Here is a 26,366-nt window from a genome sequence, read left to right as displayed (position 1 = left end):
AATTATAAGGTAATAAAATGAAAAATACACTGGTAGCAATTGCAGTATTAATGTCTTTCAATACGCTTTCTGCGGATTTAACCTTTCAAAACACAAATGAAATGAGCTATGCAGAAATTAACGATGTAAGAAATAAACTTTCTGATTCTGAGTTATTAAAATTTGATAATGCTGTCAACATGCAAATGAGAATGGCTGTAGTATATAATGATATGAACTACAGATCTCAGTATCGAGTTATTGTTGAAGATACGCCAGATTTCCGAGTTATTGGTTTTAATGACAATACCACGGCAATTAAAGTTTATAATGCGATTGGTGTGACTGTTTATCAAAAAGCGAATTATGGTGGTCAATATAGAACGATCATAGGTGATTTAGCCGACTTTAGATTAATTGGTTTTAATGATGATACGAGTTCTATGAAGTTCTTTTAACGGGCATAGCCAATAATGAAGTCGACCTTGTTTGAGGCACTTCATTATTGGGTGAGGTTTGCTTATTGGTTTAAATCACCAGAAATACGGCCTTTGATATTATCGATACTCACGCTACCAGATCCTGCATCTGAAATATGTAAACTGCCAGCGTGGTTTACTTCTATGTCTCCCGAGCCGTCTTCAATCGTGACTTTACCCGCAATTTTTGCCACTGAAATACTGCCACTGTCATCTTCTATTTCAACATTCTTTTGTGCACGGTACACGTTTAAATCACCACTACCATCATTGATGGAAATATTACCTTGCGCGTTTTTGATATTGAGGCTGCCTGAGCCATCTTTAATGTATATCTCACCCACAGTGTCGTGAACTTTCATATCACCTGAGCCATCCACGATATGAATATCGCCTTGTGCCTGACTAATATCGAGGCTCCCAGAGCCATCCTTAATATCAATTGCATAGCCACCATTGATATTAATATCACCTGAACCGTCATCAATATTAATATTGTGACCGCCGTTGATACTGATTCCACCGGAATTATCTTCAATGTTGATATGGCTTGTTATTCCCTGAATATGGATGTCGCCAGAGCCATCATTAATATCCAACGCCATAGTCTCTGGTACATAGACGACTAAATCAATACGGGGGCTTTGGTTACCGACGACCCAGACATTACCACTGCGAGAACTGGTTTCCGCAATTAACTTGGCTGTGCTGCCAGAAGTGTCTAATGTAAAAGTGTACCCTGACCCGTCGTAAGTATAAATATCGGCATCAACTTTGATTTCAGACAGGTTTGGCGCGCCTATTACTTTTAAAGAGCCAGCACCAAGGTTGGCATCAAGAGATGTCAGTCCTGCAGTGCTTACTGCCAATTGTTGTGTTTCATGCTTGTCTGCTTTTGCCGCGGCACCGCCAACGTGAACAATACAGCCACTTAAGACTAAAGCTGCACATATTGGAGTAAGAATCTTGATCATCATTTTGTTCCTTTGAAGGAGTTTGCTTTTATGTTGAAGAAGCAATCATAATGCCAACAGTTAACTTATTGATAATTAATGTTTTGTGGTTTTTTTATAACGTCCGATGCGGACATCGGACGTCCGTTTAACCAAAAAATCGCCTTTTTGACGAATTAATATTTAGCTGTTGTCGGTACACATGATTTGTCGAATTTCGACTTCAACACCAGGATAATCAAATATTGGGCACGATTTAGCCAATGTGGTTGCATCATTTATATTGTTTGCTCGAATAATTGAGTACCCTGAAACCAATTCTTTGAATTCAGCTGCAGCAATATCAGTTTCAACTTTATCATTTGAAAGTCGCTTACCTGAATAATCAAGTGGTGAACCGCCACTGACGAGTTGTTGAGTCGCTTCTAATTGCGCCATCCATTGCCCCCATTTTTCCATACTTTTGGCCATGTCTAGCTCTGTTGTATTTGCCATCCAATCTGGATCGCCGCCTTTATAAATCAACATAAATTCATTCATGATATATCCTCGTTTTATTAAATGAAGTGTAAGTGTTCTATAAGTAGACGTCGTGAGTGTGTTATCGAGGACAATGCACAGAGATAAAAATTTAATTTTTTATAGGCACTCAGTATTATGTTTTGACAGTAAAGCGTCCCTGTGGTGTTTGACCACAGTGGTAGGCCTGTTTTTACGCTTTATAGTTTGTGTTTCGGTTTTTTATTGAGTTGAACTATCACAACCTTCATATACTCGTTGATTGCCTTTATGCTATTTGGCCAATTTTTTATCAGCTTTAATAAGAGCCTGGCTAATTTTCCGGCTCTGTAAATGGGGGCGACTGATGGACGGTAAGTCTTGTTTTAAATGAGTATTGAGGTGAATTGTTATCAAGTTACTGTTTCTCTTGAGTTTCATAGTGCTGGCGCTTCATACTTGATTCATATTGTTTTGATATATTTATAACTAAGCTACATATAAAGGGTTTTCGTGATTAAGTCGATATTTTTAAGCGCTATTTTTGGTGCTTGTATGATCAGTGGGCCGCTTGCAGCGAATGAGTTGTATGATGTAAAAAAAGCCATTCCCTCAGTGTATTTTGATATTCGGTACTTCGGCAGCAATAACTTTGTTGGTACTCAGATTGATGGATATTCCGCCCCTAATTGTTTGTTATCTATTCCTGCTATCGCAGCGTTAAAAGTAGCGCAAACATCGGCTAAACAATTTGGCTTGAGCTTAAAAGTGTTTGATTGTTACCGACCCCAGCGTGCAGTAGATCATTTCGTAAAGTGGGCAAAAGATTTAACCGATAATAAAAATAAAGCGATTTTTTACCCTCAAGTAGAGAAAGCGCAACTTTTTGAGTTGGGATATATTGCGGCAAAGTCGGGTCACTCTCGTGGCAGTACATTAGATATCACACAGGTTGATAACCGCTCAGGCGCTGAACTTGACATGGGAACCGGTTGGGATTTTTTTCTACGTTATCATGGCCTTCTTCTATGGAAGTCACCACACAGCAAAGAGCAAACCGCATGTTGCTAGCGAGCATTATGGCTAATTCAGGTTTTAAGGGCTTAAAAGAAGAGTGGTGGCACTTTACCTTGAAAAATGAGCCTTTTAAAAATCGTTATTTTGATGATGAAATAGCCGATAACTAAGCGATAATGTATCGTATTATTGCGTGATTGTTATTGGCGGTAATTTGACGCTAAGACAGAAAATATCGATTATTTGAGTTTTTTTGATGTGCATTTGATGAAAAATAGCGCGTGTAGACAATTAAATTGTAATGCCAAACTTAAAGTGACATCTGGTGGTTTTCGGTATTTTAGCGTGCATCTAGATGTGTTTTCATTGAAGTGGGCGGTCTCTTTGTTTGTTGTTAAATTTGCATTTATTTTATGATTTATGTAAAAAATTCACATCTAACCCTTTCAATATCTAATACTAAATCATGTTTCAAAACAAGGTGGTATAAACAGCGAGTTATCACTTCTTTGAAAGTTAATCTATATACTTTAATTTCATAACCTTAAATAATAGGGCCATTTTTATGAGGCTTTTATTGTACGCTGTAATCCTATGTAATTGATATACTATACCGCCTATATATAATCTTCCCAGCATGACCATTACTATTTCTTGAATTATTGTCAGTATTCCTTTGCTATGTAATTTTAGCGTTAATGCTTGGTATGTAAAATGCTAAATAAATATTTTCACATAATTTTTTATTCTACGTCATTCCTCCGATATTTAATTATAAATTGGAGAAGTGATGTTGGTTTCAAAGGATTATTCTTGCGCGGATATTCGCGCGTTTCGAGGACACAGTGATTTTTGGGTTTTATGGAGTGAACACGAAGAACGACTTGTGCGGTGTTGTTATAAATGGTTGCACAATGATATAGATAAAATAGAAGATGCGGTGGCGCAAGCGTGTGAAAAAGCATATAAAGCTTATACAGCACGTGAGGACGATATTGAGAACGCTTTTGCGTGGTTGTGTCGTATTGTACACAACACGTGCATGGACGTACACAGAGCGAATACCAAACAACAAGAGCTCGTAAATCAAGTTTCAGAGCTTCCACAGGAGTTTTTTTTTGCTGATAGCTATTCTAAAACATTAGAATCAGAACTTATTCAATCCAATATTTACCATCGACTTATGCAACAAATCTCCTATTTACCTGCTGAATTACGTCAGGTTGTCGAGTATAAATTTATGCATGATTTAGAGTATCCAGAAATTGCAAGTAAAATGAAGTTAAGTCAGGAGAATGTACGTAAACGGGTGCAGCTGGCACGGAAGAAACTGTCAGGTCTTAGGGAGGAGTATCGCGCTGGATAATATTAACTAACCTCAGCTCTGGATAAGCGAATTTGCCCAATAAAGCTATTTTCTCACTCTCGGCGTTGCTTTCATTTGTAATAGCCCGCTATTACTGCATAAAAGCGCCTTGATATTAAACAAAATATCATCATTGGAATGTACGTAAGTTTGTTTTAAAAATATTTCCTATTCCAAAACCCTTATCCAAACCTGAGGTTAACTATTCGTTTTTCGCAAGATGTTACCGGTATTTTGCGCGAAGGTTTATTATCGAATCATTTTATTTTTAACCACATCAAAAAATTAATTCCCTGATTTTTAAGTTTATAAAAAATATAGTTACTCTCCTAATAATCAATATTTATTTCACAACACTGCAAGTTCTCCGTTAGTTTCATAACAGAAGTTGATTCTGGTAAAAAACTCAGCAAATAGCGTGTATTTGTTGTACTAACAAAATTGTTTCATATTACTTCATAACGGGAGTGATGTGGCGGAGCTTACCTGGACCTTTGATATGACGACAGAAAGACAATGGTATGTGGTGTATACCAAACCAAATACAGAGAAAAAATTTGCAGAGCAGGTTGAGCGCTTACAAAGTGACTGCGAAGTATTTCTGCCTTTAATAACCCAAACGCGTAAATGGAGTGACCGAAATAAAACTATCAGCACAGTATTGTTTAAATCATATGTATTCGTGTATTTAGATGGTAATGAATTTCAGCATATTAAGAGAATGGCGGGCTTTGTAAATTATGTCAGATTTAATAATCGGCCAGCGACAATTGCCTATGAACAAATTACCTTAATTAAACGTTCACTAAATACTGGATACGATATTTCAGTATTAGCGAACCGCTTAATTAAAGGCGCACGAGTAGAGATCATTGCAGGAAGCCTGCAAGGCTATGAAGGAACATTGATGGAGCTAAATAGCAAGCATGTTGTGGCGGTTGAAGTACATGGTCTTGAGCAAAGTATGCTCGTGAGTGTGCCCATCGAACTAATAAAACTTGTAGGAGAAGCGCACTATGGCTGAACTATCTCAACATGGGCTCTATGCATTAAAAGCACAGCTGATCTGTCACGAAGGTTTAGTGTGTAAGCCTTACAAATGTACTGCTGGTAAGCTTACCATCGGTGTCGGGCGTAATTTGCAAGAGCGGGGAATTACTGAGCAAGAAGCGGAATACTTACTCGATAACGATATTACTATGGTACTTGGACAAGTAAGTAATCAGCTTCCAGTATTTAATCAACTGTCAGAAGTACGCAAGTTAGTGCTGTTAAATATGGCATTTAATTTAGGTATACAAGGCTTAAAGCGGTTTAAAAAAATGCTCGCAGCGTTATGTGTCGAAGAGTTTAATCTGGCAGCTCAAGAAATGTTGGATTCTAAGTGGGCTGAGCAGGTTGGGTATCGTGCCAAAGAGCTGGCCGATATGATGGCAAAAGGATAATGTGCTATGGCATCAATACAGGAAGAGCACAACGCTATCGTTGCCGCTGAGCGCCACTTGGCGCAATGTTTTTATGCATTTGGACTCGCTTTAAAAGAGGCGAATGAAGATCTAGAACCAGCTGCAACACAACTTCATAATGCCACGACTACGCTTGCCAAAACCACTCGTTTTTTAGGAGTAAAAGCGTGGTTTGATTTAACTGACTCTGAAGTTACGTTACTCACTTTGGTGTATATTCAAACTCTGGACCCCGACTGTGTAGCGCCATTTATAGGTCTGAGTTGGTTTGAGCAAGGGCCGACTTTAAGCCTCGACAAGTTGTTAACACTAAATGATAAGTATCTGAGTAAACGTACATTATTGGCAGAAAATATTGGTTCATCTCGCTTATTTACATTAGGCTTATTGAATCAATCGAGTCACTATATGAGTTTATCTTGTGCAGTTCAGATATCGCCATTGTTACAGCAATATTTACAAAGCGGCTGTGTATCGAGCTCGGATGGCGCATTATTTAGTGCAATAAAGAAGTATGACATTGACCCTGTTTTTAGCTGCAGTTTTGCCAAAGAACAACATAAAATAATCGCAAAGTATACGCTTTTGAACCATGACAATGCCGAACAAGCACTCTGGTATGGTATGCAATTAGCCGCTCATTCAACACTTTCAGTGAGTCAGTTCATTGGCGAAGCAGAAGAAGGAAAGCAGTACGATAGTCAAATACTGCAGGTAGAATTAGCTGAATTACTGCTTAAGAATAAAGGCCAATCGGTTGTAATATATTGGCCTAATTGGGTGAACTATTTACACATAGCCTATCAAAATTTACGAGCCATTATACAGCACTTACCGCAGATATATATTGTCACTATGACTGAACCGCAACAGAGAAAACATGACATTGAGCATGTTGATGAGCGTGTAATTGTGATGCCAACTCAAGAAAAAGTCGCAAGCAGCTGGTTGGCATTGGCACCAGAATCTCAGGCTAGGTTCGAAGCACGTGCTTGGCAATTGGCAACGCATTATCCCATCGCTCTTGAACGTATGAACACACTATCACAACATGCTATTCAATTAATGCATACGCCAGAAGATTATTGGAGCACATTACAAGCACAATGTTTACAAACACAGAGTGTAGGGGGTGATGAATTGGCAAAGCTTAGTCAGTCGCGTTTTACTTTGCAAGATATGGTACTTGCCAATAGCATGGCACAACCATTAAAAGAGCTCGTGGCACGGGTGCGTTATCAAGCTGAATTAAAAGCGCGATTGCCTCGACTAAATAGTGGCTGTAAAGCGCTTTTTTGGGGCAAGCCCGGCACTGGAAAGTCGATGGCGGCAGAAGCAATAGCGGGAGAGTTACAGCTGCCTTTATATCTGGTTAACCTAGCAAATATTGCCAGTAAATGGATTGGTGAAACAGAAAAGCACTTAGCCAAGCTATTCGATTTAGCAGAGCGCCATAATGCGGTGTTGATGTTTGATGAGGCTGATGCCATTTTCGCCAAACGCAGTGAGGTAGAGTCAAGCCATGATAAAAATGCCAATATGGGAGTGAGTTATTTACTCCAGCGTATGGAGCATTACAGTGGTTTACTGTTACTGAGTACCAACTTTAAAGCAAATTTGGATGAGGCGTTTTTACGCCGATTTCATAATGTGGTTGAGTTTACTTTTCCCACCGAAACAGAGCGAATGACCTTGTGGCTGCATAGTTTAGGCGGTAATGCGGATGACGATTTACTCGGCGTGATAACGCCTCTAGCCCATCAGTTTGAGCTCAGCGCTGCACAGATAATAAATATTACCGAAACAGCACTATTACAAAGTTTAATGGCGGGTAGAGCATTGATAGTTCGCTCAGATATTGCCTGTGCGTTAAAGCGAGAACTGGCAAAACATCACGCCGGGTTTATGGCCCAACAAGACATTTTAAAGTGGTTACAAGGAGGGCATCATGGACCCGACGCTATTGTATAAATTACAGCAAGCATTACATGCGTTTATTACAGAACGAATATTGGCGATAGATCCGACTCAACAAGCGCTTTCGCAATCAGAACAAGGGGTTCAACTGAGCTTTAAAGCCCCTGATAAAGCATTTTTTGATAAAGTAGTCAGTGATATTCCTATGGTGAATTGTTATTTGATTGGCGTAAGTGAAGATGTTGCTCGTCGGCAAAGTGAAATTCCGAGAATGGAAGTGAATGATACCCAGTCAGGCAGTGTTTATTATAAAGAACCTAAATTTGTGACACTTACCTATATGCTGACCATCTGGAGTAAAGATGAAGAAAAAAGTGCTGAAATAGAGCACTTAATTTTAAGTTATTTACTCTGTGGTTTAGGACGTTACGATTTTTTACCTGCAGAAATATTAAACGCGCATGATATTCAACTTAACCCCTATGGCATACGCGCCCAGTTATTTGGTAATGAGCAAAGTGACAAGGTCAGTGGCCAGGTTTGGCAGGCACTAGGTTCATCACCGAAACCAACATTACTATTCTCACTGTCATTACCTATTCCGGTATTTGAACCTGTTGAGTTACCAATTGTACGTGAAATAAATAATGTATTAGATAAAAAATAACAGTTACGCGCATTTCACGGTTAACTTCTCGAACAAGACCAAACTTTTTACTTATCCGTATTAGGCAATCTAACTAATGCCCAGCAGCTCGTGTCTGAGCGAAAAAACCAAAGGGACCAACATGAAACATTCAGCACTGAATACTGAACTCAGAGACTACTTTTCACGCGGAGATATACCGACACAGGAACAGTTTTATCAGCTCATTGATGCAGCAACAGATAATCAAGCGACGTTTAGCTTAATAGCGCATTTATTTGGTATGACCGTTGATTGTGTGGTGACTGAGCAGCTAACGACGTTGGACGGCAATTTATATGAAGAACCAAAGCTAAAAAATTATAATTTGGTAACGGGTGAAACTGTGTTGATTTACTTGCAAGATGACCCAGCTGTAAACGGGGTTTATACGGTATCGATTGCTGACGATGTGGTAACGCTAACATTGCAACAGCAAAGTGCTGATTTTACGCATGGGTTATTATTAAAAGCGAATCGTTCACAAGGAAGCAGTGCGAGTTTTTATGAATATAGATTCAATGCAGTTGATGCTATCGATGAGTGGGTATCGTTAAAAAGCTTAGATATACCTGAATATATGACTACACATTTATTGAATGCTCGTTTACCCGCTCACGTTGATTTAACCCAAAACGGCGCAAACTCAAAAGTCAAAGCTACGTTGTTCGATGGTAAATTTGACGGCCAATTTGACGGTGATGGGAGTGCAATTAGTGCACTAAATGCAACCGAGCTCACATCAGGAAAGGTAAAGCCGGAACGGTTCAATTTTGCAATGGTAGAGGACATTCATAAAGGGGTTGATGCAAAAGTACTGAGCTCTGAGAGCGGTCGCTGGCTTAATCATAAGTTAGAAGCATTGGCCTGCCCACAATTGCTGAATATTCAGGTACGTTGTGCAGAAACCACCGAGTCTATTGATGTGTTGCAACCGCCCACAGACATCGACCAGATCATATTAAATCATAGTGATTATGTCTTGCTTACGGCGCAAAATACGCCGAGCCAAAATGGCGTATGGCAACTCGATACACAAATGAGTCCGGCGCAACTCATTCGGGTAAATACCGCAGAGCTATCCTCTCTTTCGACGGGGAGTGCGATTGCTGTAAAGGAAGGAAGTCAGCATCAAGGTCAGGTATTTGTAGTGGCGGCACAATACAGTTACGGTCAAGCCGCTGAGTATTATTGGCAGCCCTCTTCGGCAATCGCAATGGCAGGTATAGGTTTAAAAAATCAAAATAGCCAAATCAGCGTAGATTTTGCCTCAGTACAAGATGTACAAAGTGCGACGGCTGAAAAAGTGGTAGATGCAAGTGTATTAGCGGCGCAGCTTGCCACGACCTCAATGGAGCTTACTGATGACTATACAGAACGAGTCAACACGCAAAAGTTCAGAATCGACAGTATTTTGTCAGCCAGTGATGCTGATAAAGACTCTTTTGCCGAAATTGTTACTTTAATTAACTCGGTAGACACAGAGTCAGATACAGCATTTGCTAATTATGCGCAAACGAATGATGCGCGCAGTACGTCGCTGGAAAATAATTTAGCAACAGAGTCGCAATCACGTATTACACAAAATAGCGCATTAGAGACGGCAATTCAGAATGAATCTCAAGTCCGTCAAGAGCAAAATACAGTGCTCACTGAGGCGCTACAAAATGAAGTGACAACACGAATATCTCAAGGAAATGAGCGTTATACCAAAACAGAGTCGGATACTCGATATATTCAAAAAACCGGCGATACACTCAGTGGTCACTTTAATATAGAGACTGCCAATTTAGTCGGAAATCTAAATGTTGAGGGGGCCATTGTTGCAACTCACGATGTGACTGCTTTTTCAGATCAAAGATTGAAAAGTAACGTTATGCATATTGAAAATGCTCTTGAACGCATTGCACAGTTGCAAGGTGTGACCTTTACTCGTACGGATTTATCTGAAGAACGTCGATTTTCAGGGCTGATAGCGCAACAAGTAGCCAATGTGCTGCCGGAAGTTGTGCATCAAGAAGGAGAGTACCTCAGTGTAGCCTATGGAAATATGGTGGGGTTATTGGTTGAGGGGATCAAAGCGCTCAATAAAAAAGTCGCTCATTTAGAAACCCAGCTTGAAAAAAATGATTGTTAATATGTGCTGCTACAGTGAGGAAAGAGTATGTCATTGCAAAATATAGGGGCTATTTCATTAGCAGATATCGGGCAAGAATATAGCACGCAGCCGCCATATACGCTAAGCGTGTACAGCGAACATATTAATAAAATACCAGAGCAAAGTATTGCTGTTAGTGAGTTTTATGGCGCATCTGCAAATACCATTTTTTTGCTTGATAAAGTATTTGATGTGTATAGCAATCGAGCGGCCACGATACCTATTGCCAATATTCTAGCAGGTAGTTTTGATGAGTATAGTGATGGTCAAGAGGCTATAAGACTCGTGAATGTGTTAAACGCCCAATATGGCAGTGTGCGCATAGATGGTGTGAATGTGGTATTCACTTCAAGCAGCGGTGTTAACAGTGCAGCTCGGTTTGACTTTGTGGTAGAGAACAGCATAGGTGTTAGGAAGACCCATTTTGTCAGTATGCGTGTGTTGGCTATTCCACCGCTCATATGCAACCCTGATACCTTTAGCTTGCAGCAAGGGGAAACGTTATATGTGAGCGCCTCTCAACTGATTGTAAATGATGAAGACAGCTCTAATTCAGGCATTACTTTGGTGTCGGTTAGCGGCCCTATTGGTGGGAGTGTTAACCTAGTAGGGGATAATATCACCTTTATTTCTACGGGTTTGGCAGAGCAGCCAGCACAATTTACTTATCATATAAAAAATGGATTAGATGAAACGCAAATAGGGACTGTGTTTATAAACATTACACCTTTGCCAGAGCTTGAAGCGCTTGTTTATCGCACCCAAGCTGAAGTATCTACTGCTATTGCCAGTTATAGCCCGCCAACAATGGAAGACGTATTCAATAGTTGGGCCCGGTTTGCTGGGGCAGCCTACTTTTCAGATGCAAGTACAGCAACCGGGGAGGCCGCAGATTGGCAATTTTTACGAAGTCCAGATAGGGTGTCTATGCCAACCAATACTAGCAGTGGTTGTGGTTTTATATCACCGGATAAATTGGATAATTTCTCTTTTGAAGCAACACTCACTTCACCAGCGGCAGACGATGATACTATCGGACTGATTGTTGCCTTTGTACGAGAAGGCGGTGTTAATAAATTTTTGGCGTTAGTCAGAACAAAAGGCGGGATGGGGCCAAATCAAGGGTATGGGCTGATTTATAGTGAAAATGGACCTTGGCCACCGACTTGGGTGATTAATGATATAAATATTGATGGCGTAGCAGGTCATTTTGATGGTGCGAAAACCCGAGTAAAAATACAGCGCCAAGGTGATGTCATTACATGCTATACCACCAACTGGAATGACGTTGATAATTACCAGGCAGGTTCAAAAATAACCCTTGATTTAAATAGTGACAATCGCCTCAATATTTTTAAAGGGCCGCAGCAATATGGTTACTATACCCATTCACAAGCAGGCTCTACTTATCTAGACATTGATTTTAATGGTGGCTTAGATGCCAGTAAAATATACGATGCGCAAAACAATCAGTGCTGGGAATACACGGGTGGCAGTTGGCAATTGGTACAAGGTACAATACAAAGCCATTTGGGGTATATTCGCAAGGTATTTAACCCTGAAACATTAGAACGCTTTTTGATATCGAGTACTGTCATTACTCATTTGGGCTACTTAGTGGACGAAGCACAATGGATGAAAGAAAAGCTCATTGATCAGCGGCAGTACGTGCTTACTAGGCAAAGTACTGGGCAAAATGGTGCTGTAAGTGGCGTACGCGTACTGGCTGTATATGCGCTGGATCAAGAACAAAGTAATCTATTGCTCACTAAACCAGAGCTGCTAACAATATCAGAGCATGTGCATCATGATAGCGCTTCAGGGTTCAATAATGTTGCTGTCAAAAACTGGTTTGAATCGCAGAGTATAGACTTAGTTGGTACTCAATTTATTGGTGGAACGGTGGTGCTCGAAGGCGGAATAGTTGGGCGTATCACGGACATTGGTAACGATAATGGCACCAGCGCTTATATATCTTATGACACTGTTACCTATCAATTATTTGATTTAACAAGCTCGTAATAACGTTTTAATTATGCTTGTGTTTATACCCATGGTATTTAAATCATAGTCAGTAATGCGACAAGCACAGGGTGAAGTGATGGCGGAAAAAACTTCACGATATCGTACTTCCTTACGTCATATTTTATCCAGTTAAAGCGTCAATGCGTATTTTTGAATACTCAATACTTTTATGAAATCGGTTTTACACACTGTCACTTATCTGCATAGCAGTACACCTTTATGTTTATGAGCCAAGCCAACATGGCATGCTATGAACATAATCAACAGTGCATTATCATTTATACAGACGATGCACTCCCCATATTAGGAGGCCATTTATGGCGAATACACTATCACTATCAGCACGATTAGCATCTTTACAGGGCAATGTTCCTGGACGAGAAGATAAAATTATAGATAATACCGAACGCGCAAATTCACTTTATCGGTATTTGGGAATTATTCAGCAGGTTGAGACTGTTGAAGAAGTTGAGACGCCACTGTTAGCCTATGCAAACCCACTGGTTGAGGTTGGTCAATATGTATTACTAGTAGGTCAATCAGTCGGATTAAACAATGGTATTTATAAGCTTGAAGTAAGCGGTGATTTAGCCAAAGTTGAGCGTCCTTATGATGTAGGCAACATGGTTGATGACTTAAATCATAATAACGACGAGCAAACGGTATTATGGCGATTAACCAGTAAGGATGATGTATTAGGACAAGTTTGGAGCAAAGAAATTTACCACGATACACCCCCTGTGGCTGTGTAGCGCATATAGAGCAGCTCAATATAATTATGAGCTATTGATGAGTGTGCAGAGGCGTAATAATTCGTCTCTGTACATACTTTTATATACCTTCTATGTGCCATCAACGATGGAGTAAGGTAATAAGAAGTGTGCATACACTGGAGCGATTATGCCTATAGACTATTTCAATCTTAACGATATGTTTGCAAGCGTCATCAGAAAAGCACAGCACTTAGAGCGATATATAGGTGTTAAACAGGAAGTGGATGTTATTCATACCGAGAACATTGATATTAGCCAAATCGCTTCGCCAAAACATTGGCAAACCGTGCATTTGTTAACGCAGCAAACTGATGCGGCCCAAAATGGCGTGTATCTCATTCGTGAGACAGGGCAATGGCAGGCGTTGCGTGGCGATTTAGAAGTTGGCAATTTGGTGACCAGTAAACACCCTGATGAATTTGGGCAATACACTTATTATGAGCTGGTGGCAAAACAAGGCGCAATACAGACTTGGCAGCCGTTTATATTGAGCGACCTTAAATCGAGCTGATGATGTGAATTACCCTACACATTATGCAATTACTACCTTTGCAGCCAAGCTTATTTCGACGGAGCAATGCCTCGTCATGTTACCCCTTTAGTTAGAGTAATACAGTATGATCGATACCGTGAGAACCAAACTTAAACGCTTCTTTTCAGCGGGCGCGAAACCGACCGGAGCGCAATTTGCTGAGCTGATTGATCATTGTATGATTGGAGAAGATGATGGTATTCGAATCGATGAACAGGGCAATGCTGAACTAACCGACAACCTAACAGTGCGAGGAGACTTAAGAGTCGATGGTACGGTTTGGCTTGCCAATAGCGCAAATAATACCGCACAGAGCGCAGCAAGTCACAGCAATAGCAATGCACATAGCCTGCCTGTAGGGGCCATTATATTATGGTTTGGTGAAGACCTTCCCGATGGGTATGCGCTTTGCGATGGCTTGCAAGGTCGGCCCACAATGTTATACGAATATTCAGTTATGAATAATGTGCTTATTGACAAGCAAAACATCACTATGGAAAACCCAGCCAAAACAACGGCACTCACTGATGTGAAGTATATTATCAAAATTCGTTAGAGCAGCCTTGCATGAATCAACTTAAAAGATCGAATGTAGAATAGAGGAACTAACATGCTCGAAATTGCCAACCTTTCGCCAGCACCCCAAGCAACCCTCATACCTGAAAACGCCAAATTAGTGGGGGAATATACAGCAACACTAGACGCCGATATTTGGCCTATAACGCCCATTGCGAGTGCTCAGGTTAGCTGGTTTAATCAGGCATGGCTAGAAGCTTATACGCAAACCATCGTTGCTTGGCTGTACGATGGTGTTAATAACCAGTTATTTAACTTAAATAAGCCCATTTATATATTGCAAGCACAAGCAAGCGCTGGGCAATTTGGTTTGGCTTTGCTAGATAAACTGACTTCAGCACTGACGCAGCCTGAATTTAAAGATGTAAAGCTGTGTTATATTTTTGCCGACACAGAGCAAGCTCAGTTAGCCAAGCTTACTGAGCATCCATACTTTGTGCACTATAAACAGCACAACCAAGTGACAACGTTGCATTGGCAGCTAGAAAAAAACGATGTGTTGCCTGAACGTGATGAAGAAGGAGAGTTGCTAAATTTAGCTGCCAATCCTAGTGTATTTATTGCCAATGGTGTGTTGTCGCAGTTGCCACAAATGCTGCTGCAAGTGCATTATCAAGATCTCTATATAGCTCAAGTTGCCAAACTGGCTTTAGAAAGAAAACCACCTTTAACATTGCCTTTAGGTTGGCAAAAAGCAGGCACTCAAAAGTGTCAAAAACCTGAACCTAAAAATCACGCACAGTTGACTTATCGTTGGCAAGAAACGAGCGTAGAGAAGGTGTTATCACTACTGCCTGAACAAGTTCAAGGGCATTGTACTCAGACACTACACCGCTATTCACAACAAGGCGTTTGTCAAACGTTCGCCCTACCTGTTGCTGCGCACAGCTTGCTGGCAGGGCTAGAGCAATCACTGTGCGATGGAAGCTTAACGCTAGTAAGTGATTTTTCGACAACCTCAGAGGTGGATATTACACTTCCCAATAATGACGATGACGCTGGCATAAGGTTTTCGCTTAACTTCTCGGTATTAATGGTAGAAAGCAGCCCATTTTTACAGTGGTTGGCCAGTAGTCATCAATGTAATAAATCTACCTTGATGTGCGTTAAATCGAGTCAAACACAGCAACTATATAGGCATACACAGCAGGCGTTTTACCGCTACTTTGCTGAGCAATCGCCAGAAGATTGTGAGCGCATCATACAAAGCCTAGTTGGGGCGACTAAGGTACTGGGGGATACGCAAATATTAGCGTTCATGCGCCAATATGATTATGAGCCTAAGCTACTTGCTCTTTTTTTACCGCGTTTACTAGAGCAAGGGGTGAAAGTCGACTTAAGGCTAATGTGGCATCAAGTATTAGAGCAAGTTTGGTTGGCTTATGTGCCGTTAACTAAGTGCGATGAGTTTGTATTCCAATTGGGGCTATTTGCTATTGATTTAAGTTATTGGCCCTTAGCGCGGCAGTGTTTTTTGAGCTTAATGGAACTGGATGGACCCACTACGGCTTATTTACATAACTTAGCGCTTGTGGCACATGCGACAGGGCAAAAAGCACTCGCCATACAGTGTATTGAGCTTGCGTTGGAATTAAACCCAGATGATAAACAAGCGAAACGGTTGTATAACGACATTACGGCATACCAAGCGCGCCAAGCACAGCTTACTTGGTTCGATGATGCAGTAAACCACAGCGTTGAGCTGAACGATGGTCAGCAACTGCAATTACTGCCATTAGGCCAACAAAATTTGGCTGAGTTTTATATGCAATACCGCCGTAAAGACGTTGCTCAGCGCCTTCGAGGTGTAAAACTTGAGAGCTTTTCACAACTTGAACAACTTTGGTTCCATTGGAAGCAAGAAGGTGATGAAGGGCAAAAAGCGCATTTTGCCATAATACACAGTGAATTGGGCTTTATCGGTGGTGTAGTTGTAGATTTAGAACCAGAACACAATCAAACCGAAGAGCTAGGTAGCCCGGCAAGGCACAGCCCAAACCCATCATTAAACAGCGCACAGTTATCATTTTGGATAGGTTGTGACTATCAAGGTCAAGGCTATGGAAAACTTGGTGTTAAATTAGCCATTGATCATATTCAGCAACTCGCTGAGTGCTTAAATATCTGCCAAATAACTACTTCAGCTTGGGTACATAACACTGCTTCAAGGCGTATTTTGAATCATATTGGTTTTGAAGAATATGGTCGTGTTAAAGGTGAAGGGGCTGAACTAGAGGTGTTTTATTGTTTGGATTTAACTGAGCTTTTAATACCTGCGAGCGATTCTAATGCGCAGGTAATTATGTGATGAGTATCTAATCATGTTAAAGAACAAAAATGAAACCCGAAAGCCCTCAAGTATATGCGTGCAAATACTTAACTCAAGTAGCTTATATAAATATTGATAAAACTAAGGAAGCCAACATGATAGCGAGTAAAGAATGGAAAGTAGATGTTACGAACAAAAAGAAGGTAAAAAAGAAAGGGACTCAGATATTTCAAAGCAAACAAGCTCATACGTATGTGAACATAGCAACTCAAGAAAGTGCGATAGAGGCCCCCTTGGTGACTAAAACACCAGGTCCGCTTGGTGAAGAGGGGAAAAGCTTGGGACCAATACGATATGATTCTCAAAACGCACCAGCACCAGGAACTTGGGTCAGTGATGAAAAAGAGGTAGATGGCGCTCAACCACCGGAGATATCCAAACATCCTCGAGCTCAAGGTGTTAATACCAGAGCGATGCTACATATCACACATAGCATCAATAACTTAGTAGTATCGTGGGATAACTTGGATGGTAAGGGAGCCGCAACAGCAAAAGTGAAACTAAAAGTAGATAACCCACATCTAACAGTGAGGCGCAACGACGATTCGTTGTGGCTAGTTAATGACATCATCTCAGCTTCGAAAGATAATATTCAAGATAAAAATACCGAGTGGAATAACTCAGGTGGTTTTGAGTTAGGAGATGCGAGAAGAGCTGTTTCAGGTAGGTCATTGCATGTGGGAGGAAGTGGGAAGAATCTAAAACTAGGAGGTCAAGGTGACCCTAAAAAAGCATTTGAAATACTAGGACTAACGCAGAATGCGAACGCAGACTATAGTGGCATGATGAGCAAACATTCACAAGATGTTGCTGCAGAGCTCCAAGAACGAATGAAGAGTGTACTTATAGTGGCAACACACGATGTAGATGGAGCAAAGGGAACAATAAGTCCAGAGGTTGAAGTAGATATGGCTTAACGAGAAAAGCCACTTTATTTGAATTCATAGAGCATTGAAAGCTGGTTTTACTTTTAGTGCTTTTTCATCATATCAACTACATTCAAAATCCCAATCAAATATGTTCATGGAAGAACCATGGCAAGAGCACCACAATTGGAGTTTACTGGGGGGTTATATCATGTAGCGCCACGTGTTAATGAAAGAAAGCTGGTTTGTCTTTAGTGTGTTGATTTTAATTGGTTTTAATTGATTTTTATGGAGGTTAAGACAGGTGAGTAAAAGTTATAATTGGAACATCCACGCTTATTGGCTAATGAACAACCACTACCATTTTCTTGTTGAAACGCTTGAAATCAATTTGAGTGCAGATATGCGCCAGCTTAATGCTATATAGCTGAAGCTTTAACTGAGTGCATCGTACTTAACCCATCAGAGCCTGTATAGTCGATATATTGGAACGATGGCTCGGTTACGCTTTGCTGAGTTTGTTGCAAATGGAAAAGGGGTAAAGATCTGGCAAAACATCACTAACCAAGTGTGTTTGGGTAGTAATATTTTTGTTCAACACCACTTATTAAACGAAAAGATGTTGAAAGTTGGCTTATCAGAAGTCCCTAAAAAGCAAGTTCGGGTGAAAGCATTAACTTTACGACAATATGAGCAAACCAGCCTAAATCGCAATGAAGCAATACAACAAACCTACTTATCAGGGCACTATAGCCAAAAAGAGTTAGGAGAGTTCTTTAATCTTCATTATTCTCGGATCAGTCGAATAATAGCAAAAGGCAAGACCTGACCCCAAAGTCCATGAACAGCTTTGGCCTTATAGGCAGCAAGAAGGGGATGAAGGGCGAAAAGCACACTTTGCTTTAATACACAGCACATTGGGTTTTATAGGGGGGGGGATTTAGAGTTTCAGCCTGAGCCTACACAAGGTGAGCAGATTGAAGAGCAAGTAAAATCATGCTCAACCGTTTCAACCGTTTCAACCGTTAGTGCTCACCTACCATTTTGGATTGGTTGTGATTATCAAGGCCAAGGGTTTGGCAAAACGGGTGTTGAACTTGCGGTTGAACATATTCGCTTGCTTGCTCCACGTTTAAATATCGCACAACTAGCCACTTCTGCATGGGTCCATAACACCGCTTCACGGCGAATTTTGCAATACGTAGGGTTTGAAGAGTATGGCAATGTACAGGATGGAGGGAACAAGCAAGAGGTGTTTTATTGTTTGGGGTTGCATGGGGCAAGTGCGATTTCGGAGTAAGTAGGGGATAGTTCAATCAGCACAAATGTCTATGAGTAATTGATTCAATTTTTGGAGAATATTTGAAATGGAAGCAAGTGAGAATACATCAGTACAAAATGAAATACTAGCTACAATGAATAGCGTTGCTTATGTGTCAAGAGTGACGTCAGAAGAGGAGTGTAAAGCTTCTATCAAGCAAAAAGGGCTCGTTGCATCAAATAACAAAAAAGGAGGGTTTGATGAGGCTAAAAAGTGGGTAACAATGGGTGCAGATCCTCAGCTAGAACATAAGTCAGAAGGGCAAAGGTTTGTAACGCGTTATCATTTGGGTCAAAGTATCTACCGTTGGGCAAAAGATAATGAATATCCTATACTTGATGAGGTGGATGGAGTTTTCTTGACCACCACTGATCAAAAAAGAGATAAATATGAAATGCTTACGGTTAAATCTAATGGGAGTGAAATGAAAAACTTAGGTATAGGTTCTAAGCTACTTCAAAGTTTTAACTCTACGCTTATTACTAAAATTAAACCACTTATATCTCAAAAGAAAAAGGCTGGGAAAAAGAAAAAATAGCTAGTTAACCTGAGATCTGTATAAGAACTAGAGCCGAGTTACCTTTATGCTCGGCTTTTTTGCTTGAAATGTATAAACAATCAGCCCCACCATTAAGTTCACCATAAATGAAATGCAGCTACGGTGCCTTGTGTGATCTATCTGAGCCATGTTCTGAGTTGATCAAACACCGTTTCAATTATGTGTGTGATTCATAGGCACCCTTTCTATAATTGGTTGTCATGAACGGTGAAATTCAGCAAAGATTAAAGTGGATAAAGCTTTATCAAGAAACTAACAATGCAGGCTTAGTTTGTTTGCGTTGTGGAATATCTAGACTAACGCTGAGGAAGTGGTGGTCTAGATTTCAAAAGCACGGTGTAGATGGGTTGAATAGTCTAAGCAAAAGGCCACATAGCTCACTAAATCAAAAATTAACTCAAGAAATAGAATCTCAAATTCTTACTTTGAGAAAATCAAGGAGCTTAAGTGCCAGTCGCATTCAAAGTGAGTTGCTCAGGAATGAACACATTAAACTAGGAATTGCTACAATTCATAAAGTGTTGCATGAAATAAACCACTGCGATTTATCAATTGAAATACTCGAAGCTAATTTAAATACAGTCACACCGTGACTCAGCAGCGACTGTTTCACCTATTGTGAATCAAACTCACAATTGAATTGGAACAACGTCTTGGGAAGGTAAAGAAAGGCGAAAGAACTAATTTCGGACCAATCACTGATATACCATAATCTCAGAACTATCACTTACGAGGTGCACAATGTTGCAACATGATGAGAAGCTGAAGAAAATAATTGATACTCACGATAATAATCGACATGAAAAAGTAAAAAACCGAATAAAAACTAGCGGTAATAATTTCGTACACTTCCCTCCATCCGCTAGAGGGGATATGAACTCCTATAAGTATGTATCACTGCTTACCAAAAATGAGCGGCCTATAACAGTCTTTGAATACCACCAACAAAAAGGTAAAAAGGCTTTAGGCAAACAGCAGCAAGGTGAAAATCGCAATATCAGTATTATCAATGATCATATTGAATCCATAGATCGTTTTGAAGAAGACGATTATACATTTGCTTCGACCAAAGATATGAATACCATGAAGGGGCTAGCAGGAAAGCGAGTGGCTCATTATCAACAGTATGATCATATAACGACAGTCCCTTATGTGCGTGGAAGAGCAAAGCAACTTTTTAGAGATACTGCTACTAAAGAGCCGCAAAACTCATATTTAAACACCTTAAGGTCAAAAAAAGGTTTAGAGCTCTCGGGTGAAAGAAGCAGTAAAGAAGGCGGCCTCCCCTTGTTACTATTTAACATTAATAAGCGTGCTGTGAAGGCGGATGAGAAATGGAACCCAAGAGAAATGAGGCACCAAACAGGCATTGATGAACTCTTTGAGATGATCGGAGAAATATACAAAAAGAATAAGGATAGTTTAGTTGGCTTTGTTGGAAGCAAGATAACAGATATCAATGTAGCAGGGTTAAGCACTAACAAAATTATTAACCTAACCGACATGGTTGAAAAGAGTATCAGTAGGCTGGGACAAAGGGCAGTTCAGAATATTGTAACGGGATCATTTAAAAATACGACGTACATTGGTATGCAGTCGGGGGTTAATGAAGATGCATCTACTTTACCAAGAACGAATGTGTACAGCATTTCAGAGTATTTAGCTGAGGGTCAAGTTGGCATAAAAAGAGTAGAAGCTCGCACGCAGCTTGACAGTGGTCATTCCAGAGTAGGCAATTTTTATAGTGTGCGAAAAAATGACTTGTTAACGACAGAAGGTATTCTAGCTGCAATACAATTGAAAATAGATGATAAAACAGAAGATCATCTGGGACTAAAGGGGTTAATGGGCAAAATAAGTCAAGAAGTAGAAGTTGAGAAAAAAGCGGAGTCCTTATTAGATGAAATTAGCATTAGTGTGGGTAAGGGTGCTGACTACTGGCAAAACTTAGGCGGTGGTGAATATGCAGTTAGATCAAAAAACACCTTTTTAGAAGCGGCCAAAGAAGTAATTGTTCGAGAGTTGGGGATGAAAAGTTCTAAGTTGAGTCCTGAAACGAAAGAGTTTCTTAATACTATAATGTTTGATGATGATGTAGCCTTGAGCCATGAAGCCTTGCATACACAAAGAAAAAGGTTACTTAACTCGGGTATACAACCTTATCCAGTAGGAGAACAAAAAGGCAAGTTAAAGCGGCTCGAGTTTTAATAGCTAACCAGTAAAAGGGACCCTGTAACAGATTGTGTAACTGCCCAGTTTAAATTTTTTAATCTACCTAGTTAAAATGGTCTACTTGGCTTAAAATCCCAGTTGATGTTTAGATGATCGCCTGTGCGCTAGAGAGTTTTCTTCTTTTTATGGAAGTAAGTACTAAATATGCACTTACAAGTTAGTTACTGCTGCTCTTTGTGATATGTAGTTGTAACGCTAATTTTTCATACAGCCGCACATATCCTTGTGTGCCAAAAAGTGGGTTGAAGTATGCAATTTGGCGCAGCGCATAAACGTCAAAGCATTTCGTTATTTAAGGAAAAATCAAGGGGCTAAAAGCAGCCCCTTCAGTTTGAATTAAAGTGAATAAATGTGTATTTCTCGGTTTTGTTGCTGCTCGGTAATTTCCCACACCTCGACTGCGCGAGTAGTACCGCCAGTGCTTTTACAAGTAACTTCATTTACGAGCACGTTGACAACGGCGTCGTACTTGGCCTCACCGTTGACGGTGATCACATCACTGTAAAAACCGGTGTTATGGCGCTCTGTAAGCAATGTTGGGATTATACCTCTAAAAGATTTGGTGTGGCAGAAGCCATCGGGTTCGCCATTATCAATATTAAGCTGGGCTCGATAGACAACGCTGTCATAATAACCAGGACGGAAGCCATCTGAATCAATCCAGTCTGCAACCGTCAGTTGGCTTGTGAAGCTAATTTTTGGTGCCGGTGCTAATTTGTGTCTGAGCGTTTGGCTATTACCTTGTTCGTCCGTGCAATTGGCTTGTACATATTTTACTTTGTCTTCATGTCCTCGAGGGATTTTTCCCGATAGGGTTTTGTTGGTTACTGACAACGTTACGATCAATGTGTCGGTATTTTGGTCATACACGGCTGCGCTTTGACAAGGCATGGGGTTGGTATAATGTGGCGTGTATACACTTAAATCATACGTAGAGCTTGATTGCGTTACCATTGCCGAAATGGGGGCGTTGTTATAATAAGTGACGCGCCCGCGCTACCGTCAGTATCATAAATGAGTTGCGATGCAGCAGCATTATCGTTTGTAATTGTCAGTGCAACGCCTGTTGCAATGATGAGCATTAATTTTTTCATAAGTATTCCTTTTTATAAATGAAGTGTGAATTAAATGTAAGTTAAGTGTTCGCTTATACAATACGGGGTAATTTAATTTATTAATAATGAATTTTTTGCGAATTGTCTTTTTATAACATAATGATTTTATATATATTATGATGTTTATCACAGCGCTGTTTTTGTAAAAATAAACTGTGATGGTGTTAAAGAATATTTATCTAATTAATATTTAAATTTCACAACGCAGTATAATTCGCGTCCTTGTTATTGAGTCAATAATGACTTTTAAATAATAATTAAGGAAATAACTATGTCAGATAATAATTGTGGTTGTGCACCAACAGAGTCATCAACTATTTTTAACCCTGAATTTTCAAATCTTAAAATGAAAGTTGTTGAATATACTGCTGCAGCGGGTGATACCTGCTTCGATAGTTCATCGGTAGTTACGTTAGCGGCCGGTACCTGTATTAATGCAGATGATGTACAACTGACAAAAGCGAAGTTAAGTGAAGTGGTTTCACCTGAGTATTTAGATGTGGTTAATGCACTATTAGCTGGCGTTGATTTTGCGGCGACGCCAAATACTTATACAGTTGACATTGCAGGGGCGATGAGCCAAGTCGACCTTAAGCTTTTGATTAAGGTTAACGCTTTGACTAACCTACAAGTTGTGACACCATAACCTATAAATATGTTTAGTAAATTGACGCGGTTAGGGGTTACCTAACCGCTTTTTATATTGCTCTAAACAGCTGCGGATCATCTTAAGCAATCGACTAAACTTATCGGGAAGATGGATTTATGGTTTGGTACTTTGAATTTTCTCAATACGTTCATCAAAACTAGGATGTGTGCTTAACCAACTAGACTCATCTTGGTTTTCTGTTGCGAGTTTTTGAAACACGGCGCTCATAGCATGATGATCACCATATTGTGCTATTAAATGCTCAGATGCATATTTATCTGCTTCCAATTCAGCCTGTTTGGAGTAACTTTGCGTTATACCAATAATGGTACCTTGCAGTAACAAATCTGAAAGTGCGGTAACATCTCCCAATATGACACCTAAGCCAACAAATACGAGGGAAGAACTGACAATAGATTCCATCACATGATTGTGTTCAATATGACCAATTTCGTGTAATAAAATCGCACTTAACTCCTGTTGATCAGCTGCCAACGTGACCATTGCATCGGTAATAATAATGGTGCCGTTTGCCAGCGCCATGGCATTGGCTTGATCTTCCCAATTGCGAAACTCAAGTGTATACACATGTTGGGCCTCGCGTTTATTGTCGATTAATTGTGAAAAGAGTGTGCTGATCTCTTGCTGTTTAAGCTCACTCAATTGGGTTTTTGAAAGTTCAGTATCATCGAGGGTAGTCAGGGTATGCTTATCGACGGCTTGATAAACGGGCTGAGGAATGGCGACGGCAATCTTTTGGGCCAAATAGGGAATCGCTTGGGTATAAAGCTGATAACTTGCAAACAAAACAACAAGCAGGGCGCTCATTGCGATCCATAGCCACTGCTTTTGTTTTTCTTTTCGTATCCTATGTTCTAGGTTGGAGTTCATTGATAACGTTTTCCATCACTTTAATATTGTGCTTTCTGATAATTGTTTGGCTACGAAAAAGCTGAGGTAATTCGATGATGATGACAAATAAAATAATAAAAAAGCCAATGCTCGATAGGGTCGCCAAGCCGATGAGCATAAGGGCCAAATTCATTATCCCTTTTAATGTTTTACCTAGATAGAAATGATGTAGTCCAGCCGCGAAAAAATAATTTAAGACGGCATAAGTATCGGGGTCTTTGACGAGCGTTTGTTCTAATTGATAGTAGCGTTTTCGGGCCTCTTGCGGTAACAATGAAACGGCTTGACGCAATGCTTCCTCTTGGTCTCTTAAACTCGAATCATCCATTTTACTCTCCTAAGGTAGAGGGTCAGATTTAACATCAACACAGTCTGGGTCGTTACAACGTCGAATGCGATTTATTCCAAGCCGTAGGCCTTTTCGTAAGCCATATTTCTCAATTGCTTGATAAGTATAGGCAGAACATGACGGTGTGAAGTTACACGATAAATTAAAGTGTGCTTTGGCGCCGCCATTGGCCTGATAAGCGGCAATGGCACGCAGCACAAAGCGTTTAAGCACGTTTTCGGCCCAGCGTCAGAATAACAGCTTCACGGCTCCAAAATAGCAAAAAGCGTTTATTTTCTATGACTTGAAATACAAGCTGCCAGCCGTCTTGTGCTTCGCGATTAAGCGTGGCTTCTAGCTTCTTTAATGGTAAACCACTTGAGCCTAATAATAACGTACCACAGCCACCTTCAACGACATGGATCACTTTATATTCATCATATTGAGTCATAATACTTCCTTGATTTTATTAATTATACAGACGTATTTTATCGTTACAGAAATAAGGAAACAACCATTTTGTTTTTTCGCGATGGGAACTATTACCTCGTCGTTCAGAACCTGCTTTAGGGTCTATGCTTGGTCAATGTGCACGGTTAAGCGCTTTGGAAATAAAGCAGATGTGGATCCTGACCTGCGTCAGGAAGACTGGGGAGTCGCTAATACCATATCTGCGTCATTAATATCTTGTCTGTGTCATTACTTCCTTGTCACCATGAGCGTGTTTCAGGGTCCATGTTTGGCCAACGTAGAGGTAGAGACAAAGCCCTTATGTATCCAAAGCTGCGTCAGGAAGACAGGGAGTTGTTAATACCTCATGCCCGTAATCAATATCTTGTGAGAGTCACTAATATCTGACCGGCATGATTAACACCTCGTCGCCCTGAACGTGTTTCAGGGTCCATGTCTATTCAGCGTGCATGGTTAAGCGCTTTAAGAGCGAAAAAGTAATCACATGTGAACGTTGATTTATCACAATGCGTAAATAGGCGCGTCTTAGTCATATTGAGTAATTCAGTGTGAGTAAATATCTATGCCTCTTGTATGTGTTGATGGAGCGGCCATAAAAATCACGGTTAATGGTGCACAACAATTAGTGAAAACCACGGATAACATCCCATCGGCGACAAAAAATAAACTATCGCAAGGAAAAAAGCCGATATTAACAGAAGACGACGTCAAGCAGTGGCTGCAAAAGTTTCAATCAAATTATGATAATGCGGCATTTAAAGGCGGTATTGCGATGGGAAAAGTGATCTCAGGAAAACCAAATTTAACCGTTAAGGGAAAGTCAAAAACTGCATTGGTGACTAAAGATACCAAAATAATGGCGATGTTACAGGTATCTAAGCCTGCACAAGACCCACAAGGTGTGCCAGATCCAGCTCCGGTGATCAATATATCGATTGAATTTACTGATGCCGCGCAAACCAAGCTGACAATTGCATAATCAAGTCTTCGCTAACGTATTTGTTACTTGGTTTAAGCAGGATCGCCTTGAGCATGTTTCAGAGTCTATGCTTAGCGTGGTATTCGAAAACAAACTTAGGGGCAAAGTCTACATGGATCCTGACCTGCGTCAGGAAGACAGGAGAGTCGTTAATGTTTTGTGGGAGTCGCTAATATCTTAT

28 protein-coding genes and 1 pseudogene are annotated in these 26,366 nt (G+C 40.3%); 21 read left to right on the top strand and 8 right to left on the bottom strand.

Annotated elements, in window-relative coordinates; all coding sequences use genetic code 11:
- The first annotated feature begins 17 nt into the window (after window positions 1-17).
- Window positions 18-437, top strand: a complete 420-nt coding sequence (locus J8L97_RS18770) for a hypothetical protein (protein ID WP_211052097.1) — start codon at window positions 18-20, stop codon at window positions 435-437.
- Window positions 438-499: 62 nt separating this feature from the next.
- Here the strand turns inward: J8L97_RS18770 and J8L97_RS18765 are convergent, their stop codons facing one another.
- Window positions 500-1,435, bottom strand: a complete 936-nt coding sequence (locus J8L97_RS18765) for a hypothetical protein (protein ID WP_211052096.1) — start codon at window positions 1,433-1,435, stop codon at window positions 500-502.
- 159 nt (window positions 1,436-1,594) lie between these two features.
- Window positions 1,595-1,951, bottom strand: coding sequence for a YciI family protein (locus J8L97_RS18760; RefSeq protein ID WP_211052095.1), 357 nt, complete (start codon window positions 1,949-1,951; stop codon window positions 1,595-1,597).
- A 513-nt stretch (window positions 1,952-2,464) separates the two neighbouring features.
- Here J8L97_RS18760 and J8L97_RS18755 point away from each other — a divergent pair.
- The 18 genes and pseudogenes from J8L97_RS18755 (at window position 2,465) to J8L97_RS18670 (ending at window position 21,707) form a co-directional block, all read left to right on the top strand.
- A pseudogene (locus J8L97_RS18755) lies at window positions 2,465-3,096 on the top strand (M15 family metallopeptidase).
- A gap of 620 nt (window positions 3,097-3,716) precedes the next feature.
- Entirely contained in the window at window positions 3,717-4,292 is a 576-nt protein-coding gene (locus J8L97_RS18750; protein WP_211052094.1) for an RNA polymerase sigma factor, read from the top strand.
- A 472-nt stretch (window positions 4,293-4,764) separates the two neighbouring features.
- Window positions 4,765-5,316, top strand: a complete 552-nt coding sequence (locus tag J8L97_RS18745) for a UpxY family transcription antiterminator (RefSeq protein ID WP_312037188.1) — start codon at window positions 4,765-4,767, stop codon at window positions 5,314-5,316.
- Entirely contained in the window at window positions 5,309-5,737 is a 429-nt protein-coding gene (locus J8L97_RS18740; RefSeq protein WP_211052093.1) for a glycoside hydrolase family protein, read from the top strand. The genes J8L97_RS18745 and J8L97_RS18740 overlap by 8 nt, the downstream gene beginning before the upstream one ends.
- A 6-nt stretch (window positions 5,738-5,743) precedes the next feature.
- Window positions 5,744-7,729, top strand: a complete 1,986-nt coding sequence (locus J8L97_RS18735; RefSeq protein ID WP_211052092.1) for an ATP-binding protein — start codon at window positions 5,744-5,746, stop codon at window positions 7,727-7,729.
- A complete protein-coding gene (locus J8L97_RS18730) occupies window positions 7,707-8,342 on the top strand; it encodes a Pvc16 family protein (RefSeq protein ID WP_210997470.1) in 636 nt (211 codons plus the stop codon). The genes J8L97_RS18735 and J8L97_RS18730 overlap by 23 nt, the downstream gene beginning before the upstream one ends.
- Window positions 8,343-8,463: 121 nt before the next feature.
- Window positions 8,464-10,497, top strand: a complete 2,034-nt coding sequence (locus J8L97_RS18725; RefSeq protein WP_211052091.1) for a tail fiber domain-containing protein — start codon at window positions 8,464-8,466, stop codon at window positions 10,495-10,497.
- A 27-nt stretch (window positions 10,498-10,524) separates the two neighbouring features.
- Window positions 10,525-12,540: an Ig-like domain-containing protein gene (locus J8L97_RS18720; protein WP_211052089.1), complete on the top strand. Its 2,016-nt coding sequence runs from the start codon at window positions 10,525-10,527 to the stop codon at window positions 12,538-12,540.
- Window positions 12,541-12,860: 320 nt separating this feature from the next.
- Complete coding sequence (locus J8L97_RS18715; protein ID WP_192509438.1) at window positions 12,861-13,295, top strand: hypothetical protein; 435 nt, start codon at window positions 12,861-12,863, stop codon at window positions 13,293-13,295.
- 148 nt (window positions 13,296-13,443) lie between these two features.
- Window positions 13,444-13,827, top strand: coding sequence for a hypothetical protein (locus J8L97_RS18710; RefSeq protein WP_211052087.1), 384 nt, complete (start codon window positions 13,444-13,446; stop codon window positions 13,825-13,827).
- Window positions 13,828-13,933: 106 nt separating this feature from the next.
- A complete protein-coding gene (locus J8L97_RS18705; RefSeq protein ID WP_211052085.1) occupies window positions 13,934-14,404 on the top strand; it encodes a hypothetical protein in 471 nt (156 codons plus the stop codon).
- A 54-nt stretch (window positions 14,405-14,458) separates the two neighbouring features.
- A complete protein-coding gene (locus J8L97_RS18700) occupies window positions 14,459-16,732 on the top strand; it encodes a GNAT family N-acetyltransferase (RefSeq protein ID WP_211052083.1) in 2,274 nt (757 codons plus the stop codon).
- A 116-nt stretch (window positions 16,733-16,848) separates the two neighbouring features.
- Window positions 16,849-17,670, top strand: a complete 822-nt coding sequence (locus J8L97_RS18695) for a hypothetical protein (protein WP_211052082.1) — start codon at window positions 16,849-16,851, stop codon at window positions 17,668-17,670.
- 442 nt (window positions 17,671-18,112) lie between these two features.
- Complete coding sequence (locus J8L97_RS18690; protein WP_211052080.1) at window positions 18,113-18,448, top strand: hypothetical protein; 336 nt, start codon at window positions 18,113-18,115, stop codon at window positions 18,446-18,448.
- An 87-nt stretch (window positions 18,449-18,535) separates the two neighbouring features.
- A complete protein-coding gene (locus J8L97_RS24105) occupies window positions 18,536-18,919 on the top strand; it encodes a GNAT family N-acetyltransferase (RefSeq protein ID WP_211052098.1) in 384 nt (127 codons plus the stop codon).
- A gap of 67 nt (window positions 18,920-18,986) precedes the next feature.
- Window positions 18,987-19,478, top strand: a complete 492-nt coding sequence (locus tag J8L97_RS18680) for a hypothetical protein (protein WP_211052078.1) — start codon at window positions 18,987-18,989, stop codon at window positions 19,476-19,478.
- Between the two features lie 221 nt (window positions 19,479-19,699).
- Entirely contained in the window at window positions 19,700-20,092 is a 393-nt protein-coding gene (locus J8L97_RS18675) for a helix-turn-helix domain-containing protein (RefSeq protein ID WP_138597437.1), read from the top strand.
- Window positions 20,093-20,240: 148 nt separating this feature from the next.
- A complete protein-coding gene (locus J8L97_RS18670; RefSeq protein WP_211052076.1) occupies window positions 20,241-21,707 on the top strand; it encodes a hypothetical protein in 1,467 nt (488 codons plus the stop codon).
- A 360-nt stretch (window positions 21,708-22,067) separates the two neighbouring features.
- On the opposite strand, the gene J8L97_RS18665 is transcribed toward J8L97_RS18670, so the two are convergent.
- Both J8L97_RS18665 and J8L97_RS18660 read right to left on the bottom strand, forming a co-directional pair.
- The gene (locus J8L97_RS18665) at window positions 22,068-22,601 is read right to left on the bottom strand and encodes a hypothetical protein (protein ID WP_211052075.1); all 534 of its coding nucleotides are present in this window, start codon (window positions 22,599-22,601) and stop codon (window positions 22,068-22,070) included.
- A 77-nt stretch (window positions 22,602-22,678) separates the two neighbouring features.
- The gene (locus tag J8L97_RS18660; RefSeq protein ID WP_211052074.1) at window positions 22,679-22,825 is read right to left on the bottom strand and encodes a hypothetical protein; all 147 of its coding nucleotides are present in this window, start codon (window positions 22,823-22,825) and stop codon (window positions 22,679-22,681) included.
- A 292-nt stretch (window positions 22,826-23,117) separates the two neighbouring features.
- Here J8L97_RS18660 and J8L97_RS18655 point away from each other — a divergent pair, with 292 nt between their 5' ends.
- Complete coding sequence (locus tag J8L97_RS18655) at window positions 23,118-23,492, top strand: hypothetical protein (RefSeq protein ID WP_211052073.1); 375 nt, start codon at window positions 23,118-23,120, stop codon at window positions 23,490-23,492.
- Window positions 23,493-23,609: 117 nt separating this feature from the next.
- On the opposite strand, the gene J8L97_RS18650 is transcribed toward J8L97_RS18655, so the two are convergent.
- From J8L97_RS18650 to J8L97_RS18635, 4 genes are read right to left on the bottom strand one after another with little or no spacing between them, the layout of a single operon-like run.
- Window positions 23,610-24,386 carry a M48 family metallopeptidase gene (locus tag J8L97_RS18650; protein WP_211052072.1) on the bottom strand — a complete coding sequence of 259 codons (777 nt, stop codon included), beginning with the start codon at window positions 24,384-24,386 and terminating at the stop codon, window positions 23,610-23,612.
- Window positions 24,364-24,735, bottom strand: a complete 372-nt coding sequence (locus tag J8L97_RS18645; RefSeq protein ID WP_210997486.1) for a TM2 domain-containing protein — start codon at window positions 24,733-24,735, stop codon at window positions 24,364-24,366. The genes J8L97_RS18650 and J8L97_RS18645 overlap by 23 nt, the downstream gene beginning before the upstream one ends.
- A 9-nt stretch (window positions 24,736-24,744) precedes the next feature.
- Window positions 24,745-24,969 (bottom strand): membrane protein insertion efficiency factor YidD, encoded by a 225-nt coding sequence (yidD, locus tag J8L97_RS18640; RefSeq protein ID WP_138597431.1) that lies wholly within the window; start codon window positions 24,967-24,969, stop codon window positions 24,745-24,747.
- Entirely contained in the window at window positions 24,962-25,186 is a 225-nt protein-coding gene (locus J8L97_RS18635) for a DUF4177 domain-containing protein (protein ID WP_119860791.1), read from the bottom strand. Before J8L97_RS18635 ends, yidD begins: the two co-directional genes overlap by 8 nt.
- Window positions 25,187-25,768: 582 nt before the next feature.
- Between J8L97_RS18635 and J8L97_RS18630 the strand changes: the two genes are divergently transcribed.
- On the top strand, window positions 25,769-26,185 hold the full coding sequence (locus tag J8L97_RS18630) for a hypothetical protein (protein ID WP_211052071.1): 417 nt from the start codon (window positions 25,769-25,771) through the stop codon (window positions 26,183-26,185).
- The last annotated feature ends 181 nt before the right edge of the window (window positions 26,186-26,366 follow it).

The organism is Pseudoalteromonas sp. MMG012, from assembly GCF_018100875.1.
Taxonomy (GTDB): Bacteria; Pseudomonadota; Gammaproteobacteria; order Enterobacterales; family Alteromonadaceae; genus Pseudoalteromonas; species Pseudoalteromonas aurantia.
Note: the sequence above shows the minus strand (reverse complement) of the source record. Positions and strands in the feature narration are given on the sequence as shown.